Below are 17,050 nucleotides of genomic sequence, written 5' to 3'. Positions count from 1 at the left end.
TCCCGATCCGAGATCGGGCCCCGCCCACCCGCAGGCCCGGCCATCAGCCACCTCGAACCCCACCCGCGCAGCCGCCGACCACCCAACAAACCGACGGCCAGGCGACCCGCCACCCAAAACCCCACCGGGCGCAGCGATAGCCGACCACTCTGCCAACCGCCGGCCCGGCTACGAAAATGCCCGGGTGGGTGGATGTGCTTGGGTGGGGGTGCCGATCATGTGCGAGCCTGCTGGGGCTGTGGGGCATCTCTTCAGCCCCACTCGGTCACACTGGGCGCATGATCGGCGTAGGGGCCCCGCCCAAGCGGATCCACCCACCCGGGCGCCAGCGACAAAATCCCGGCTCTTGGACCGAAGCACACGGAGCGATCCCGGCGAAGCAGATCCACCCACGCAGATCAGTCCGCCCGGTGGCCGCCGATGCGCGCGGTCAACTCATCCGCCGCCACCCGGGTCAGCTCCGCCAACTCCGGCCAGGTGGCCCCGCACTCGGTCGGGCAACCGTGCCGGAACGTGGTGCTGATCGCGGCCACCGCCCGGCCACCGTGGTCGAACACCGCGACCGCCACCGAGGCGTACCCCTCGACCACGTACCCGTCCTCCACCGCCCACCCGCGCCTGCGCTCGGCCGCCAGCAGCGCCCGCAACTGCGGCAGGTGCCGCGGCCCCCGCCCGGTGCGGTCCACGAACGCGCGCCGCCCCGGGAACAGCACCCGCACCTGCGCGGCGGGCAGGTGCGCCAGCACCGCCCGGCCCGACGCGGGCAGGTGCCCGGGCAGCCGCACCCCGACGTCGGTGACGGTGTGCGCGTCGCCGGGGTGCTCGCGCAGCAGGTACAGGGTCTCGCCGCCGTGCAGCACGCCCAGGTGGGCGGCGTGCCCCGTGCGGGCGATGAGCCGGGCCAGCACCGGGCGGCCCAACCGCTGCAGCGGGTCGTGCCGCAGGTACGCCGAGCCGACCTCGAACGCGGCCACGCCAAGCCCGTACCGCCGCTCCTCCGGCAGGTGGGTGGCGAAACCGGCGGCGCACAGCTCGCCGAGCAGGTGGTAGGTGCTCGACCGGGGCAGCCCCAGCTCGCGGGCCACCGCGGCGGCGGTCACCGGACCGGCCTTCGCGGCCAGCAGCCGCAACACCGCCAGCCCCCGGCGCAGCCCGGGGACGTCACTGCTCGCACCCATCGGCGCAGACTACGTCTGGGATACCAGACGGTCTCACCCGATCCCCACTCGTCCCGGGCCGGGGCGGGGGCTGGAATGGGGGCATGGAGAGAGTCGTCCTCGACGGTGGTCCGCTCAGCCGCGACGAGGTGGTCGCGGTCGCCCGCGGCCTCGCCGGGGTCGAGGTGGCCGCGCCCGCGCTGGCCGGGGTCACCGCCACCCGGGCCCACGTCGAGCTCCTGGCCGAGGCCACCACCCCGACCTACGGGGTGTCCACCGGGTTCGGCGCCCTGGCCACCCGGCACATCCCGCTCGACCGCCGCGCCGCGCTCCAGCGCTCGCTGATCCGCTCGCACGCCGCGGGCGCCGGGCCCGAGGTCGAACCCGAGGTGGTGCGCGCGCTGATGCTGCTGCGGCTGCGCACCCTCACCACCGGCCGCACCGGCGTCCACCCGTCCACCGTGAACGCCCTCGCAGCCCTGCTGGACCGGGGGATCGTGCCGGTGGTGCACGAGTTCGGCTCGCTCGGCTGCTCCGGCGACCTCGCCCCGCTGTCGGCGGTCGCACTGGCGCTGATGGGGGAGGGGATGGTGCGCGACCCGGCGGGGGAACTGCGGCCCGCCGCCGACGCGCTCGCCGAGGCCGGGCTCGAACCGGTGGTGCTGGCGGAGAAGGAGGGGCTCGCGCTGATCAACGGCACCGACGGGATGCTCGGCATGCTGGCCCTGGCCGCCGCCGACCTGCGGCTGCTGCTCGACACCGCCGACCTCACCGCCGCGATGAGCGTCGAAGCGCTGCTGGGCACCGACCGCGTCTTCGCCGCCGACCTGCAGGCCCTGCGCCCGCACCCGGGCCAGGCGGTGTCGGCGGCGCGGATCGCCGCGTTCCTCGCCGGGTCGCCGATCGTGGCCAGCCACCGGGGACCGGACTGCGCCCGGGTGCAGGACGCCTACTCGCTGCGCTGCGCCCCGCAGGTGCACGGCGCCGCCCGGGACACCGTGGCGCACGCGGAAACCGTGGCCGACCGGGAACTGGCCGCCGCCATCGACAACCCGGTGGTGCTCGCGGACGGCCGGGTCGAGTCGAACGGCAACTTCCACGGCGCACCCCTGGCGTACGTGCTGGACTTCCTCGCCATCCCGGTCGCCGACGTGGCGAGCATGGCCGAGCGGCGCACCGACCGGATGCTCGACCAGGCCCGCTCGCACGGCCTGCCGCCGTTCCTCGCCGCCGACCCCGGCGTCGACTCCGGTCACATGATCGCCCAGTACACCCAGGCCGCGGTGGTCTCCGAGCTCAAGCGGCTCGCCGTCCCCGCCTCGGTCGACTCCATCCCCAGCTCGGCCATGCAGGAGGACCACGTCTCGATGGGCTGGTCCGCCGCCCGCAAGCTCCGCAGGGCCGTCGACGGGCTGACCACCGTCCTCGCCGTCGAACTCCTCACCGCCGCCCGCGCCCTCGACCTGCGCGCCCCGCTGACCTCGGGGCCGGCCACGGCCGCCGCCGTCGCCGCCCTGCGCGCCCACGTCCCCGGCCCGGGCCCCGACCGGCACCTCGCCCCCGAGATCGCCACCGCCGAGGCGCTCGTCCGCTCCGGCGCCGTGCTCGCCGCCGCGCACACCGCCACCAGGAGGACCCCGTGACCACCCCCGGACCCCGCCCCGTCCGCGCCGCGCGCGGCACCGCGCTCACCGCCAAGAGCTGGGAGACCGAGGCCGCGCTGCGGATGTTCCACAACAACCTCGACCCCGAGGTCGCCGAGCGCCCCGACGACCTCGTCGTCTACGGCGGCACCGGCAAGGCAGCCCGCGACTGGGGCAGCTTCGAGGCCATCACCCGCGAGCTGACCACCCTCGACGAGGACGAGACGCTGCTCGTGCAGTCGGGCAAACCGGTCGGGGTCATGCGCACCCACGAGTGGGCGCCGCGGGTGCTCATCGCCAACTCCAACCTTGTCGGCGACTGGGCCACCTGGCCGGAGTTCCGCAGGCTGGAAGCCCAGGGGCTGACCATGTACGGGCAGATGACCGCCGGTTCGTGGATCTACATCGGCACCCAGGGCATCCTCCAGGGCACCTACGAGACCTTCGCCGCCGTCGCCGCCAAGCGCTTCGGCGGCACCCTGCGCGGCACCCTCACCCTCACCGCGGGCCTGGGCGGCATGGGCGGCGCGCAACCGCTCGCGGTCACCATGAACGACGGCGTCGCCCTGTGCGTCGAGGTCGACCCCGACCGCGCCCGCCGCCGCGTGCAGACCCGCTACCTCGACGAACTCGCCGACGACCTCGACGGCGCCGTCAGCAGCGCCCTGGCCGCCAAGGCCGCCGGTCGGCCGCTGTCGGTCGGGGTCATCGGCAACGCCGCCGAGGTCCTGCCCGAACTGCTCCGCCGCGGCGTCGAGGTCGACGTCGTCACCGACCAGACCTCCGCGCACGACCCGCTGGCCTACCTGCCCCGCGGCGTCGACCTCGCCGACTGGGCCGCCTACGCCGCCGACAAGCCCGACGAGTTCACCGCCCGCGCCCGCGAGTCCATGGCCGAGCACGTCGGTGCCATGGTCGGCTTCCTCGACGCGGGCGCCGAGGTCTTCGACTACGGCAACTCCATCCGCGGCGAGGCCCAACTCGGCGGCTGCGACCGGGCGTTCGACTTCCCCGGCTTCGTCCCCGCCTACATCCGCCCCCTGTTCTGCGAGGGCCGCGGCCCGTTCCGCTGGGCGGCGCTCTCCGGCGACCCGGCCGACATCGCCGCCACCGACCGGGCCGTGCTGGACCTGTTCCCCGACAACGAACCCCTGGCCCGCTGGATCCGCCTGGCGGGCGAGCGCGTCGCCTTCCAGGGCCTGCCCGCCCGCATCTGCTGGCTCGGCCACGGCGAACGCCACCTGGCGGGCCTGCGCTTCAACGAGATGGTCGCGAGCGGCGAACTGGGCGCCCCGGTCGTCATCGGCCGCGACCACCTCGACTGCGGCTCGGTCGCCAGCCCCTACCGCGAAACCGAGTCCATGGCCGACGGCTCCGACGCCATCGCCGACTGGCCCCTGCTCAACGCCCTGGTCAACACCGCCTCCGGCGCCACCTGGGTCTCCCTCCACCACGGCGGCGGCGTCGGCATCGGCCGCTCGATCCACGCGGGCCAGGTCACCGTCGCCGACGGCACCCCCCTCGCCGCCGCCAAGCTCGAACGAGTCCTCACCAACGACCCCGCCACCGGCGTCCTCCGCCACGTCGACGCGGGCTACGACCGCGCCACCGAGGTCGCCACCGCCCACGGCATCCCCGTCCCGATGGCCCGCCCGTGACCACTGTGGACAACTCTTCCCCGACCCCCCGGTTTCGTCGTACCCCCGCGGTAGCGTTGAAACCGGGGGTCCCCCGGGCCGCCTGTGGATGGATGCGCGCGAACCCTGCTTTCCCTGCAGTAGAATGGAATTCGGGGGCTCCCAGGGCGGCCTGTGGACAACTGGATGCGCGTTCCGCCGCTCCTCGGGTAGCGTTGAAATCAGGGGTCCCCTGGGGCGCCTGTGGATGGGTGCGAGCGGATTCCGGCTTTCCTGCGGTAGCGTGGGAGTTGAGGACTGCCTTTGTGGCCTGGGGACGGTTGCGCCCGGGTTTCGGCTTTTCTTCGACAGCCTGGGATTCGGGGGCTGCCTCGGCGGGCTGTGGATGGATCGCGGCGGGGTGTCGTACCCCTGCGGTAGCGTGGAAATCGGGGGGACCCCCGGGGTTGTGGATGGATTCGGTGCGGGGCAAGGGGATCGCGGTAGCCTGGCGGGTTGGGGGTGCTCGGTGACTTCGCTCGACGACCTGGCCGGGGTGGGGGTGGACCGGCGCGGGGGGTTCGCGCGGCACGGGTTCACGGGGGTCGACCTGGAGTTGCGGGCGTGGTTCACCGGAGAGGCGGAGCGGCGGGGGCTCGGGGTCGAGACCGATCGCAACGGCAACGCCTGGGCGTGGTGGGGTGAGCCGGGGGAGGGGGCCGTCGTGACCGGCAGCCACCTCGACTCGGTGCCCGGGGGTGGTGCGTTCGACGGGCCGCTCGGGGTGGTCGCCGCGCTGAACGCCGTGGACCTGTTGCGCACAAAGCAATTCACACCTGCCAAGCCGCTGGCCGTCGTGGTGTTCGTGGAGGAGGAGGGTGGGCGGTTCGGCAGCGCCTGCCTGGGGTCGCGGTTGATGACCGGGGCCATCGCGCCGGAGAAGGCGTTGGCGCTCAAGGACCTCGACGGGACCACGCTCGCCGAGGCCGCGCGCGCCTGCGGGGTCGACCCGGGCAGGGTCGGGCGCGACGAGGAGGCGCTGCGGCGGATCGGCACCTTCGTCGAACTGCACGTCGAGCAGGGGCGCGGGCTGGTCGACCTGGGGGCGGCGGTCGGGGTGGCGTCGTCGATCCTGGCGCACGGGCGGTGGCGGTTCCGGTTCCGGGGCGAGGGCAACCACGCGGGCGCCACCCCGATGGCCGACCGGCGCGACCCGATGCTCGCCGCCGCCGCGACCGTGCTCGCCGCACGGACCGCCGCCACCGGCGGGGCCCGGGCCACCGTGGGGCGGCTGCTGCCGGTACCCGGTGGCACCAACGTCATCGCCGCGGCGGTGGACCTGTGGCTCGACGCCCGCGCCCACGACACCGCCCGCACCCGCGCGGTCGTGCACGCCGTCACCGAGGCGGCGAGCAGGGCCGCGCGGGACGAGGGGTGCACCGTCGAGGTCACCGAGGAGTCCTACGGCGACACCGTGCACTTCGACCCCGCCCTCCGCGACGACCTGGCCGCCACCCTCGGCGGCGTCCCCGCCCTGCCCACCGGCGCGGGCCACGACGCGGGTGTCCTCGCCGCGCACACCCGCACCGCGATGCTGTTCGTGCGCAACCCCACCGGCGTCAGCCACGCGCCAGAGGAGTTCGCCGAGGCCGCCGACTGCGCCGCGGGAACCGAGGCCCTCGCCGACGTGCTCGCCCACCTCGCCCGATGACCGCCCACTGGGCCGCGCACGCCTGGCTCCCCACCGGCCCGGCCACCGGCGTCCGCATCGACACCGACGGCGCCACCATCACCCGGGTCACCACCGGGCAACCCCGGGGCGACGCGCACCCGCTCCCCGGCATGGTCTTCCCCGGCTTCGCCAACCCCCACTCCCACGCCTTCCACCGGGCCCTGCGCGGGCGCACCCACGGCGACGGCGGCACCTTCTGGACCTGGCGCGACCGCATGTACGCCCTCGCCGACCGCCTGGACCCCGACTCCTACCTCCGCCTCGCCCGCGCCGCCTACGCCGAGATGGCCCTGGCGGGCGTCACCGCCGTCGGCGAGTTCCACTACCTGCACCACGCCCCCGGCGGCACCCGCTACGCCGACCCCAACGCCATGGGCCACGCCCTCCTCCAGGCCGCCGCCGAGGCGGGCATCCGCATCACCCTCCTCGACACCTGCTACCTCGCGGGCGGCATCGACGAACCCCTGTCCCGGACCCAGCGGCGCTTCTCCGACGGCACCGCCGCCGCCTGGGCCGACCGGGTCGCCGCCCTCCGCCCGCCTCCCACCGACGTGGGCTTCCCCCCGGCACCCGCAGCCACTCCCACGCGCGGCGCGGGCGCACCCCCGCCGCCACAGGCCGCCGCACCCGACCCGACCAAGATCATCAGCCCCGGGGGACCCCCGAGTTCAACGTTACCGTCCACAGCCGACAGTTCGGAACCCTTGGCGGGCGGCCTGTGGACAACTCCTGGGGTGGCTGACCGCACCGCCGCCGCCCAGGGCGCAGCGCACCCCCGGCCGAGTTCGATGGCGGTGGTCGGTGCGGCGATCCACTCCGTGCGGGCCGTGCCGCGCGACCAACTCCCCGAGGTGGCCGCGTTCGACGGGCCGCTGCACGTGCACCTGTCCGAGCAGCCCGCCGAGAACGCGGCCTGCCTCGCCGCCCACGGGTGCACCCCCACCCGGCTCCTCGCCGAGGCCGGTGCCCTCGGGCCGCGCACCACCGCCGTCCACGCCACCCACCTCACCCCGGACGACATCCGCCTCCTCGCGGGCTCCCACGTCTGCTTCTGCCCCACCACCGAGGGCGACCTCGCCGACGGCCACGGGCCCGCCCGCGAACTCCTCGACGCGGGCGCCCGCCTCTCCCTGGGCAGTGACCAGCACGCCGTCGTCGACCCGCTGGCGGAGGCCCGGGCGCTGGAGCACGGAGAGCGCCACCGCACCGGGCAGCGCGGGCGCATCAGCCCGCACGAGTTGGTCACCGCCCTGACCGGTGCGGGGTACGACAGCCTCGGGCACGCGGGTGGCCGCATCGAAGCCGGTGCGCCCGCCGACCTGGTCGCCCTCCGCCTCGACTCGGTCCGGACCGCCGGGAGCCTGCCCGAGCAGGTGGTGCTGGCCGCGTCCGCGTCCGATGTGGACACGGTCATCGTGGGCGGTCGGGAGGTCGTGCGCGGGGGGCGGCACGTCCTCGGTGACGTCGGCGCCCTCCTCGCCGAAGCGATCGCGGAGCTGTGGACATGAGCACCCTCATCACCGGCATCGCCGAACTCCGCACCCAGGACGACGACCTCGGCACCCTGCACGGCGCCGCCCTGGTCGTCGACGGCGACCGCGTCGCCTGGGTCGGGTCCGCCGACCGTGCCCCCGCCGCCGACAGCCGCGTCGACGTCGGGGGGCGGGCCGTGCTCCCCGGGTGGGTCGACAGCCACACCCACCTGCTCTTCGCGGGGGACCGCACGGCCGAGTTCGCCGCCCGCATGGCCGGGGAGCCCTACACCGCGGGCGGGATCGCCACCACCGTCGCCGCCACCCGGGCCGCCACCGACGACGAACTCCGCGCCAACCTCCGCCGCCACGTCGCCGAGGCCCTGGCGCAGGGCACCACCTGCCTGGAGACCAAGACCGGCTACGGCCTGACCGTCGACGACGAGGTCCGCCTGGCCCGCCTCGCCGCCGAGGAGGTCGACGAGGTCACCTACCTCGGCGCCCACCTCGTCCCACCCGGCGCCGACGCGGGCGCCTACGCGGCCCTGGCCGCGGGCGACATGCTCACCGCCGTGGCCCCGCACGTGCGCTGGGCCGACGTCTTCTGCGAGACCGGTGCCTTCGACGAGGCCCAGTCCCGCGCCGTCCTCACCGCCGCGGCGGCCCGAGGCCTGGGACTGCGGGTCCACGGCAACCAACTGGGCCCCGGCCCGGGCGTGCGGCTGGCGGTGGAACTCGGCGCCGCCAGCGTCGACCACTGCACCCACCTCGCCCCGGCGGACGTCGACGCCCTGGCGGGCTCGACGACGGTGGCCACCCTGCTCCCGGCCTGCGACCTGTCCACCCGCCAACCCCTGCCCGACGCCCGCGCCCTCCTCGACGCGGGTGCCGCGGTCGCCCTGGCCACCAACTGCAACCCGGGCAGCTCCTACACCTCGTCCATGGCCTTCTGCGTGGCCACCGCGGTGCTCCAGATGCGCATGACCGTCGACGAAGCGATCACCGCCGCCACCAGGACCCCGGCCCGGAGCCTCGACCGGCACGACGTGGGGCACTTGGCCCCGGGGGCGCGAGCCGACGTCCACGTCCTCGACGCCCCCAGCGCCACCCACCTCGCCTACCGCCCCGGTGTCCCCCTGACGCACTCGGTGTGGCGGCGGGGGACCCGGGTCGTCTCACCCTGAGCCGGGGCGGCGGGTCAGTCGTCGAACTCGTCGTCGTCGCGGGCCAGGAAGGTGGCCAGGCGTTCGACGGCGGTTTCGAACTCGGGGTTGGTGTCGACGAAGGCGCGCATCCGGTCGGCCAGCCAGGCGAGGGTGACCTCGTCCTCGCCGCGCCGGGTCTCCAGTTCCTCGATACCGCGATCGGTGAAGTACACAGCGAAACTCCTCGAAACGGCGGGACCGCCGGGGGTGGTGCGTTCCCCGGCGGTCCCGACAACAGCGGTCAACTCAGTCGAAGGCCTTGGCGATCAGGGCGCGCTGCTCCAGCTCGTGCACCTTGCTCGACCCGGCCGACGGGGCCGACATCGGCCGCCGCGAGACGCGGGTGATGCGGGTGATGCGGTCCGGGAACAGCTCCGGCAGGATCAGGCCGTAGAACGGCCACGAACCCTGGTTCGCGGGCTCCTCCTGGACCCAGCGGATGTCCTGGGCGCCCGAGTAGCGCTCGAACACCGCGCCGAACTTCTTCTCCGGCACCGGGTAGAGCTGCTCCACCCGGACGATCGCGGTGTCGGTGGCGCCGCGCTTCTCCCGCTCGGCCACCAGCTCGTAGTAGAGCTTGCCGGACACGAACAGGATCTTCTTGATCGAGCCCGGGTCCTCCACCCCCGCGTCGTCGATGATCGACTCGAACCGGGTGCCCTCCAGGAAGTCCTCCACCGGGCTGGTGGCGGCCTTGTTCCGGAGCATCGACTTCGGGGTGAACACGACCATCGGCCGCTGCACGCCGTCGAGGGCGTGGCGGCGCAGCAGGTGGAAGTAGTTCGCCGGGGTCGACGGCACGGCCACGGTCATCGAACCCTCGGCGCACAGTTGCAACCAGCGCTCGATGCGGCCCGAGGTGTGGTCGGGGCCTTGGCCCTCGTGCCCGTGCGGCAGCAGCACCACCACGTCGGAGAGCTGGCCCCACTTGGCCTCCGACGAGGAGATGTACTCGTCGATGACCGACTGGGCGCCGTTGACGAAGTCGCCGAACTGCGCCTCCCACAGCACCAGCGCGTCCGGGTTCGCCACCGAGTAGCCGTACTCGAAGCCGAGCGCGGCGTACTCCGACAGCGCCGAGTCGTAGACCATGAAGCGGCCCTGGTCCTCGGACAGGTTCTGCAGCGGCAGGTACTCCTTGCCGGTCTTGCGGTCGATCACCGCGGCGTGCCGCTGGGTGAACGTGCCGCGCCGGGAGTCCTGGCCCGCCAGCCGCACCATCCGGCCCTCAAGGTTCAGCGACCCGAACGCCAGCAGCTCGCCGAACGCCCAGTCGATGCCGCCCTCGCGGGCCATCTTCACCCGGCGCTCCAATACCGGCTTGACCCTGGGGTGCGGGTTGAAGCCCTCCGGCACCGCCACGTGCGCGTCGGCGATGTGTTCCAGGACCTCCCGGGCCACGCCGGTGGCCAGCTTCGCCGGGACCTGCTGCTCGGACTCCACCGACGGGCTCGGCGAGATCGGGTGCTTCTCCAGCTCCCGCACCTCGTTGAACACGTGCTCGAGCTGCGAGGAGAAGTCGCGCAGCGCCTTCTCGGCCTCCTCGACGGAGATGTCGCCGCGGCCGATCAGCGCCTCGGTGTAGCCCTTCCGGACCGAGCGCTTGGTGTCGATGATGTCGTACATGCCGGGCTGGGTCATCGAGGGGTCGTCACCCTCGTTGTGCCCGCGGCGGCGGTAGCAGACCAGGTCGATGACGACGTCCTTGTTGAACGTCTGCCGGTAGTCCATGGCCAGCCGGGCCACCCAGTAGCAGGCCTCCGGGTCGTCGCCGTTCACGTGGAACACCGGCGCCTGGATCATCTTCGCCACGTCGGTCGCGTACTCCGAGGAGCGCGAGTGCTCCGGCGCGGTGGTGAAGCCGACCTGGTTGTTGATGATCACGTGCACGGTGCCGCCGGTGCGGTAGCCGCGCAGCAGCGACAGGTTCAGCGTCTCGGCCACCACGCCCTGGCCCGCGAACGCGGCGTCGCCGTGCAGGGCGACGGGCAGGACGGTGAAGCCCTCGCCGCCCTTGTCGAGCAGGTCCTGCTTGGCCCGGACGATGCCCTCGAGCACCGGGTCGACGGTCTCCAGGTGCGACGGGTTCGCCGTCAGCGACACCCTGGTCTCGCCGTCGCCGAACATCCGGAAGTACTTGCCCTCGGCGCCCAGGTGGTACTTGACGTCACCGGAGCCGTGCGCCTGCCCGGGGTCGAGGTTGCCCTCGAACTCCTGGAAGATCTGCGAGATGGGCTTGCCGACGATGTTGGCCAGCACGTTCAGCCTGCCGCGGTGCGGCATCCCGATGACGACCTCGTCGAGCTCGTACTCTGCGGCCTTGTCCAGCACGGTGTCCAGCAGCGGGATGACCGACTCGCCGCCCTCCAGCGAGAACCGCTTCTGCCCGACGTACTTGGTCTGCAGGAACGTCTCGAACGCCTCGGCCGCGTTCAGCTTCGACAGCACGTACTTCTGCACGGCCGCGGGCGGCTTCTCGTGCGCGACCTCCACCCGGTCCTGGATCCAGCGCCGCTCGGCGGGGTCGAGGATGTAGGTGTACTCCACGCCGACGGTGCGGCAGTAGGAGTCGCGCAGGACGCCGAGGACGTCGCGCAGCTTCATCCGCTCCTTGCCCGCGAAGCCGCCGACGGGGAACTCGCGGTCGAGGTCCCAGAGGGTCAGCCCGTGCGAGAGCACGTCGAGGTCGTCGTGCTTGCGCTGGCGGTAGTTCAGCGGGTCGGTGTCGGCCATCAGGTGCCCGCGGGTGCGGTACGCGTCGATCAGCGCGATGACCCTGGCGGTCTTGTCGACGCCCTCGGTGGCGAGGTCCTCGGTCCAGCGGATCGGCTCGTAGGGGATCCGCAGCGAGGTGAAGATGTCGTCGTAGAACCCGTCCTCGCCCAGCAGCAGGCGGTGGATCTCGCGCAGGAACTCGCCGGACTCCGCGCCCTGGATGATCCGGTGGTCGTAGGTGGACGTCAGCGTGATGATCTTGCTGATGCCCATCTCGACCAGCGTCTTCTCGCTGGCGCCCTGGAACGGCGCGGGGTACTCCATCGCCCCGACGCCCAGGATCGTGCCCTGCCCGACCGACAGCCGCGGCACCGAGTGGTTGGTGCCGATGCCGCCGGGGTTGGTCAGCGAGATCGTGGTGCCCGCGAAGTCGTCCGCGGTCAGCGCGCCGTTGCGGGCCTTGCGGATGACGTCCTCGTAGGCCTGCCAGAACTGGCTGAAGGTCATCGCCTCGCAGCCCTTGATGGAGGCGACGACCAGGTTGCGGGCGCCGTCCTTGCCCGCGAGGTCGATGGCGAGACCGAAGTTCACGTGCTCCGGCGTGACCGCGAAGGCCTTGCCGTCGGCCTCGGCGTAGTGCCGGTTCATGTTCGGGTACGCCGCGAGCGCGCGCAGCATGGCGTAGCCGATGAGGTGGGTGAAGGAGACCTTCCCGCCCCGGCTGCGCTTGAGGTGGTTGTTGATCACGATGCGGTTGTCCGCCAGCAGCTTCGCCGGAACCGCGCGCACGCTGGTCGCGGTCGGCAGCGACAGCGAGGCGTTCATGTTCTTGGCGATCGCCGCGGCCGGACCGCGCAGCGGCTTGCGCTCCTCGGCGCCGGGCCCGGCGGGCTTGGCCGGGGGCTTCGCGGGCGGCGGGGTGGCCGACTTCGCGGGTGCCGCGGGCTTGGTCGCCGGGGTCGTGGTGGGGGTCACCGCCGCCGGGGGCTTCGCGGCCGGGGGGGTGGCCGGGGCGGCGGCCTTGGGCGCGCTGCCGTTCGTGGCGGCCTTGGTGGGGGCGGGCCGGGTGGCGGTGGCCGTGGCGGACGCGCTGTTCGCGCTCGCCGTGTCACTCCCCGCCTCGGCCTGCGCGGCACCGGCGCGCGGGGTGGGCTTGTAGTCCGCGAAGAAATCGTGCCACGCGGAGTCTACCGACTGGGGGTCGGCGAGGAACTGTTCGTACATCTCCTCGACGAGCCACTCGTTGGCACCGAACTGTGACGCGGGACTGCTGCTGGACACGGCTGGCTCTCGCCTCTATCCATACTCGATCTGGTAATGAGCACAACTCTTCGCCAGGCTAGTCCTCCCCGTTGGCGAGATGGCAGCCAACCGGGGGGCCGTGAGGCACCTCATGCACTGGATCGTTCGAGAGACCGATCCCGTGCGCCATCCGGCCGACGAGCGGCCGATCGTGAGCGCCGGACGGTTGTTCCCGGACAGATGCGGTGGTGCGGCGCGGCTGACCAGCCGACACCCGGGGCGCCACCGCTTCCCGAGGAGGCCGCGCCGCATTGATCGTCCTGGGCCGTTCGGTCCAACGGGCATACGCTGTTCAGGCGTATTGGACCGGGATGAGCGCCCGGATTACGTTTCCGTTTCGTCCGTTTCATTCCACCGGTCACCCCCGTCCATCGGCGAGCGGCACCATCTGTTCGGCGTCCGGTCGGCGCTGCCCGGACAGGCCGTGCGCGGGCTCGGCCGTCCCCAGCTCCCACAGCCGCGCGTAGTACCCGCCCCGGGCCAGCAGCTCCGCGTGCCCGCCCTGCTCCACGACCCGCCCGCCGTCGAGCACGACGATGGTGTCGGCCTTGGCCGCGGTCGCCAGCCGGTGCGCCACCACGAACGTCGTCCGCCGCCGCGCCAGCCGCTCACTGGCCGCCAGCACCTGCCCCTCGGTGGCCGGGTCGAGCGCGGCGGTGGCCTCGTCGAGCAGCAGGATGTCCGGTCGCACCAGCTCCGCCCTGGCCAGCGCCACCAACTGCCGCTGCCCGGCGGACAGGCCCTGCCCGCGCTCGCCCACCGGCTGGCGGAACCCGGCGGGCAGCGTGGCGACCATGTCCAGCGCCCCCACCGCGCGCACCGCCGCCTCCACCCGCGCGGGCGGCGCCCCGGGGTCGCCGTAGCCGACGTTGCGGGCGACGTCGCCGGTGAACAGGTGCGCCTCCTGCGGCACCACCCCCAGCCGCTGGTGGTAGCCGGACAGGTCGTACTCGCGCAGGTCGACCCCGTCGACCAGCACGCTGCCCCCGGTCGGGTCGTAGAACCGGGCGATCAGCTTCACCACGGTCGACTTCCCCGCGCCGGTCGCGCCCACCAGCGCCACCGTCTCACCGGGCCGAACCACCAGGTCGATGTCGGAGACCGCGGGCGTGTCGGTACCCGGGTAGCGGAAGCTCACCCCGCGCAGCTCGACCGCGCCGTCCAGCCGCTCCGGCACCGGCACCGGGTCGGCGGGCGGGGCCACCGACGTCGGCGTGCGCAGCAGCTCGGAGATCCGCCGCAACCCGACCCTGGCCTGCTGGTACCCGTCGAACACACCGGAGAGCTGCTGCACCGGCGCGAAGAACAGCCCCAGGTACAGCAGGAACGCCAGCAGCACACCCGGGGTCAGCGACCCGTCGGCCACCGCGTGCGCGCCCACCACCAGCACCGCCGCCTGCGCCAGCCCGGACAGCATGGTCACGAACGGGAAGTACGTGGCGATGTAGCGCTGCGCCCGCAGCCTGCTCCGCCGGTAGGCGTCGCTGCGCTCGGCGAACACCTCCGCGGACCGGCCCTCGCGGGTGAACGCCTGCGCCACCCGCAGCCCGGACACGTTCTCCTGCATGTCGGCGTTGACCACGCTGACCCGCTCGCGGGCCTCCGCGTACGCCCGCGACGACAGCCGCTGGAACACCACCGTCGCCGCGATCACCACCGGCAGCACCGCCAGTGCCACCCAGGCCAGCTCCAGGTCGGTCACCAGCAGCGCCCCCGTCACCGCCACCACCGTCAGCAGGCCCGCCGCGGCCGAGGTGAGCCCGGTCTGCAGGAACGTCGACAGCGCGTCCACGTCGGTGGTCATCCGGGTCATGATCCGCCCGGCCATCTCGCGCTCGTAGTAGTCCAGCCCCAGCCGTTGCAGGTGCGCGAAGCTGCGCACCCGCAGCAGGTACAGCAGCCGCTCACCGACCCGGGCGGTGAGCACGGTGGTCGCGGCCGTGTTCAGCCACATCACGACCACCAGCACCGCCGCCACCGCGGTCGCCACCCACAGCGCGCCCGCCGTCCCGGTGAGCACCCCGGAGTCGACCCCGGTGCGGATCAGCGCGGGCAGGGCGATCGCCGTCACCGAGTCCAGGACCACCAGGCCCAGCACCACCAGCAGCGCCGCCCGCGCGGGCCGCAGCAACCGCCGCAGCCGGAACCCCGGGTCCGGCGCGGCCGGGTCCTCGCCCCCCAGGTCTGGCTGCTCCGTGGCCGGGGGCAGCGCCTCGACCTGGGCCAGCAGCTCCTCCGTCGGCGGCATCCCGCCCAGCGCGGCCCCGCCGGGGCCCATGCCGCCCATCCGCCCGCCGACGTCGGCGGCCGCGCGGGCGCCGCCCGCGCCCACCGCGTCGGCCACCGGCTCCGGCCACAGCGACGGGGTGGTCCCGTCCGGCCCGGCCACCAGCTCGCGCCGGTCGCGCCGGGTCGGGTCCTCGATCGCGTCGTCCGGCCCGGCCAGCAGCGCCCGGTACAGCTCGCAGCGGGCGGTCAGCTCCGCGTGCGTGCCCACGTCGACCACCCGGCCCGCGTCCAGCACGGCGATCCGGTCGGCCAGCGACAGCGTGGAGCGCCGGTGCGCGATCAGCAGCGTCGTGCGCTGCTCGGTGACCTCCCGCAGCGTGTCGTGGATGGCGGCCTCGGTGGCCGTGTCCACCGCCGAGGTGGCGTCGTCGAGCACCAGCACCCTGGGGTCCGACAGCAGCGCCCGCGCCAGCGCGACCCGCTGCCGCTGCCCGCCGGAGAGGGTCAGCCCGCGCTCGCCGACGACCGTGTCGTAGCCCTCGGGCAGGGCGGTGACGAAGTCGTGCGCCTGCGCCGCCTTCGCCGCGGCCTCGATGTCGGCGTCGGTGGCGTCCGGCCTGCCGTAGGCGATGTTGGCCCGGATGCTGTCGGAGAACAGGAACGCCTCCTCGAACACCACCCCGACCGCGTGCCGCAGCGACGACAGCCGCAGGTCGCACACGTCCACCCCGCCGACCCGGATGGCACCCGCCTGCACGTCGTAGAACCGGGGCAGCAGCAGCGACACCGTCGACTTGCCCGACCCGGCCGTGCCCACCAGCGCCAGCGTCTCCCCGGGCGACACGCGCAGCGACACCCCGTCGAGCACCGGCTCGCTGCGGGTGTAGCCGAAGGAGATGCCGTCCAGTTCGACCCCCACCGGCCCCTCCGGCACGTCGACCGCGCCCGGCTTGTCCACCACGTCCGGCTGCGAGTCGATCAGCTCGTACACCCGCTCCACCCCGGCCCTGGCCAACTGCGCGTTGACCAGCAGCCCGGCCAGCAGCCGGGTCGGGCCGACCAGGTTCGCCACGTAGCTGGCGAACGCCAGAAACGTGCCCAGCGTGACCTGCCCGTTCAGCGCCAGGTACCCGCCGAGGGCCAGCACCGCCACCTGCCCGGCCGACGGCATCGCCACCAGGGTCGCCGCGGGCCGCGAGGTCAGCCGCGCCGACCGCATCCGCTCACCGAAGAGCACCCTGGCCGCCTTCTCCAGCCGGGCGACCTCCCGCGCCTCCTGCCCGAAGCCCTTGACCACCCGGACCCCGGTGACGCTCTCCTCCACGTGCTGGGCCAGGTCCGCCGCCCGCTGCTGCGCCGACCACGTGGCCGGGAACAGCGTCTTGCGGCTGCGCGCCGCCACGTAGGCCACCACCGGCGTCACCACCAGCGCCACCACCGTGAGCAGCGGCGACAGGTAGAGCATCGCCCCCAGCGCGGCCAGCGCGAACACCACGGTGCCCACCGACAGCGGCACCATCATCAGCAGCCCCTGCACCAGTTGCAGGTCGGTGATCGACCGGGACACCACCTGCCCGGTGCGCAGCGCGTCCTGCTTGCCGCCGTCGAGCCGCTGCACCGCGCCGAACACCGCCTGGCGCAGGTCGTGCTGCACGTCCAGGGCCAGCCTGCCGCCCAGGTACCGGCGCAGGAACGCGCTGCCGAAGGACAGCACCTCCATCCCCACCATGGCCGCCACCAGCCAGGCCAGCCGCGCCGTCTCACCCGCCACCGCGTCGTCGACGACGAACTTCACCAGCAGCGGACCGGCGGCCTGGAAGCCGACGCCGACGACGGACGCGGCCATCGACAGCAGCACCAGCCTGCGGTGCCGCCAACAGGCGGTCCAGAGCTTGCGGATCCAACCGGGGGCGTTGTTCTCGGGCACGCCAACAACAGTAGGCGCGGACAGCTCCCCGTGGTGAGGAGCTGCCCGCGCC

General features: G+C 73.8%; 9 protein-coding genes. 5 read left to right on the top strand and 4 right to left on the bottom strand.

The window, feature by feature from the left end:
• Positions 1–398 precede the first annotated feature (398 nt).
• Complete coding sequence (locus L6E12_RS09890) at positions 399–1,178, bottom strand: IclR family transcriptional regulator (protein ID WP_236227602.1); 780 nt, start codon at positions 1,176–1,178, stop codon at positions 399–401.
• Between the two features lie 83 nt (positions 1,179–1,261).
• Between L6E12_RS09890 and hutH the strand changes: the two genes are divergently transcribed.
• The 5 genes from hutH (at position 1,262) to hutI (ending at position 8,804) form a co-directional block, all read left to right on the top strand.
• Positions 1,262–2,800 (top strand): histidine ammonia-lyase, encoded by a 1,539-nt coding sequence (hutH, locus tag L6E12_RS09885; RefSeq protein ID WP_236227601.1) that lies wholly within the window; start codon positions 1,262–1,264, stop codon positions 2,798–2,800.
• Complete coding sequence (hutU, locus tag L6E12_RS09880) at positions 2,797–4,458, top strand: urocanate hydratase (RefSeq protein WP_236227600.1); 1,662 nt, start codon at positions 2,797–2,799, stop codon at positions 4,456–4,458. Before hutH ends, hutU begins: the two co-directional genes overlap by 4 nt.
• 487 nt (positions 4,459–4,945) lie before the next feature.
• Positions 4,946–6,127: an allantoate amidohydrolase gene (locus tag L6E12_RS09875; protein WP_236227599.1), complete on the top strand. Its 1,182-nt coding sequence runs from the start codon at positions 4,946–4,948 to the stop codon at positions 6,125–6,127.
• Positions 6,124–7,656 (top strand): formimidoylglutamate deiminase, encoded by a 1,533-nt coding sequence (locus tag L6E12_RS09870; RefSeq protein WP_236227598.1) that lies wholly within the window; start codon positions 6,124–6,126, stop codon positions 7,654–7,656. Before L6E12_RS09875 ends, L6E12_RS09870 begins: the two co-directional genes overlap by 4 nt.
• Positions 7,653–8,804: an imidazolonepropionase gene (hutI, locus tag L6E12_RS09865; protein WP_236227597.1), complete on the top strand. Its 1,152-nt coding sequence runs from the start codon at positions 7,653–7,655 to the stop codon at positions 8,802–8,804. Before L6E12_RS09870 ends, hutI begins: the two co-directional genes overlap by 4 nt.
• Before the next feature lie 14 nt (positions 8,805–8,818).
• Here the strand turns inward: hutI and L6E12_RS09860 are convergent, their stop codons facing one another.
• The 3 genes from L6E12_RS09860 to L6E12_RS09850 form a co-directional block, all read right to left on the bottom strand.
• The gene (locus L6E12_RS09860) at positions 8,819–8,998 is read right to left on the bottom strand and encodes a DUF6104 family protein (protein ID WP_236227596.1); all 180 of its coding nucleotides are present in this window, start codon (positions 8,996–8,998) and stop codon (positions 8,819–8,821) included.
• A 73-nt stretch (positions 8,999–9,071) separates the two neighbouring features.
• Positions 9,072–12,821 carry a multifunctional oxoglutarate decarboxylase/oxoglutarate dehydrogenase thiamine pyrophosphate-binding subunit/dihydrolipoyllysine-residue succinyltransferase subunit gene (locus L6E12_RS09855; RefSeq protein WP_236227595.1) on the bottom strand — a complete coding sequence of 1,250 codons (3,750 nt, stop codon included), beginning with the start codon at positions 12,819–12,821 and terminating at the stop codon, positions 9,072–9,074.
• Between the two features lie 379 nt (positions 12,822–13,200).
• Complete coding sequence (locus L6E12_RS09850; RefSeq protein WP_374201856.1) at positions 13,201–16,998, bottom strand: ABC transporter ATP-binding protein; 3,798 nt, start codon at positions 16,996–16,998, stop codon at positions 13,201–13,203.
• Positions 16,999–17,050: the final 52 nt, after the last annotated feature.

The organism is Actinokineospora sp. PR83 (assembly GCF_021056305.1).
GTDB classification, from domain to species: Bacteria; Actinomycetota; Actinomycetes; order Mycobacteriales; family Pseudonocardiaceae; genus Actinokineospora; species Actinokineospora spheciospongiae.
Note: the sequence above shows the minus strand (reverse complement) of the source record. Positions and strands in the feature narration are given on the sequence as shown.

Coding starts and splice junctions, on each gene's coding strand:
- L6E12_RS09890 (WP_236227602.1), bottom strand. CDS start 1,178: ATGGGTGCGAGCAGTGACGTCCCCGGGCTGCGCCGGGGGCTGGCGGTG.
- hutH (WP_236227601.1), top strand. CDS start 1,262: ATGGAGAGAGTCGTCCTCGACGGTGGTCCGCTCAGCCGCGACGAGGTG.
- L6E12_RS09870 (WP_236227598.1), top strand. CDS start 6,124: ATGACCGCCCACTGGGCCGCGCACGCCTGGCTCCCCACCGGCCCGGCC.
- hutI (WP_236227597.1), top strand. CDS start 7,653: ATGAGCACCCTCATCACCGGCATCGCCGAACTCCGCACCCAGGACGAC.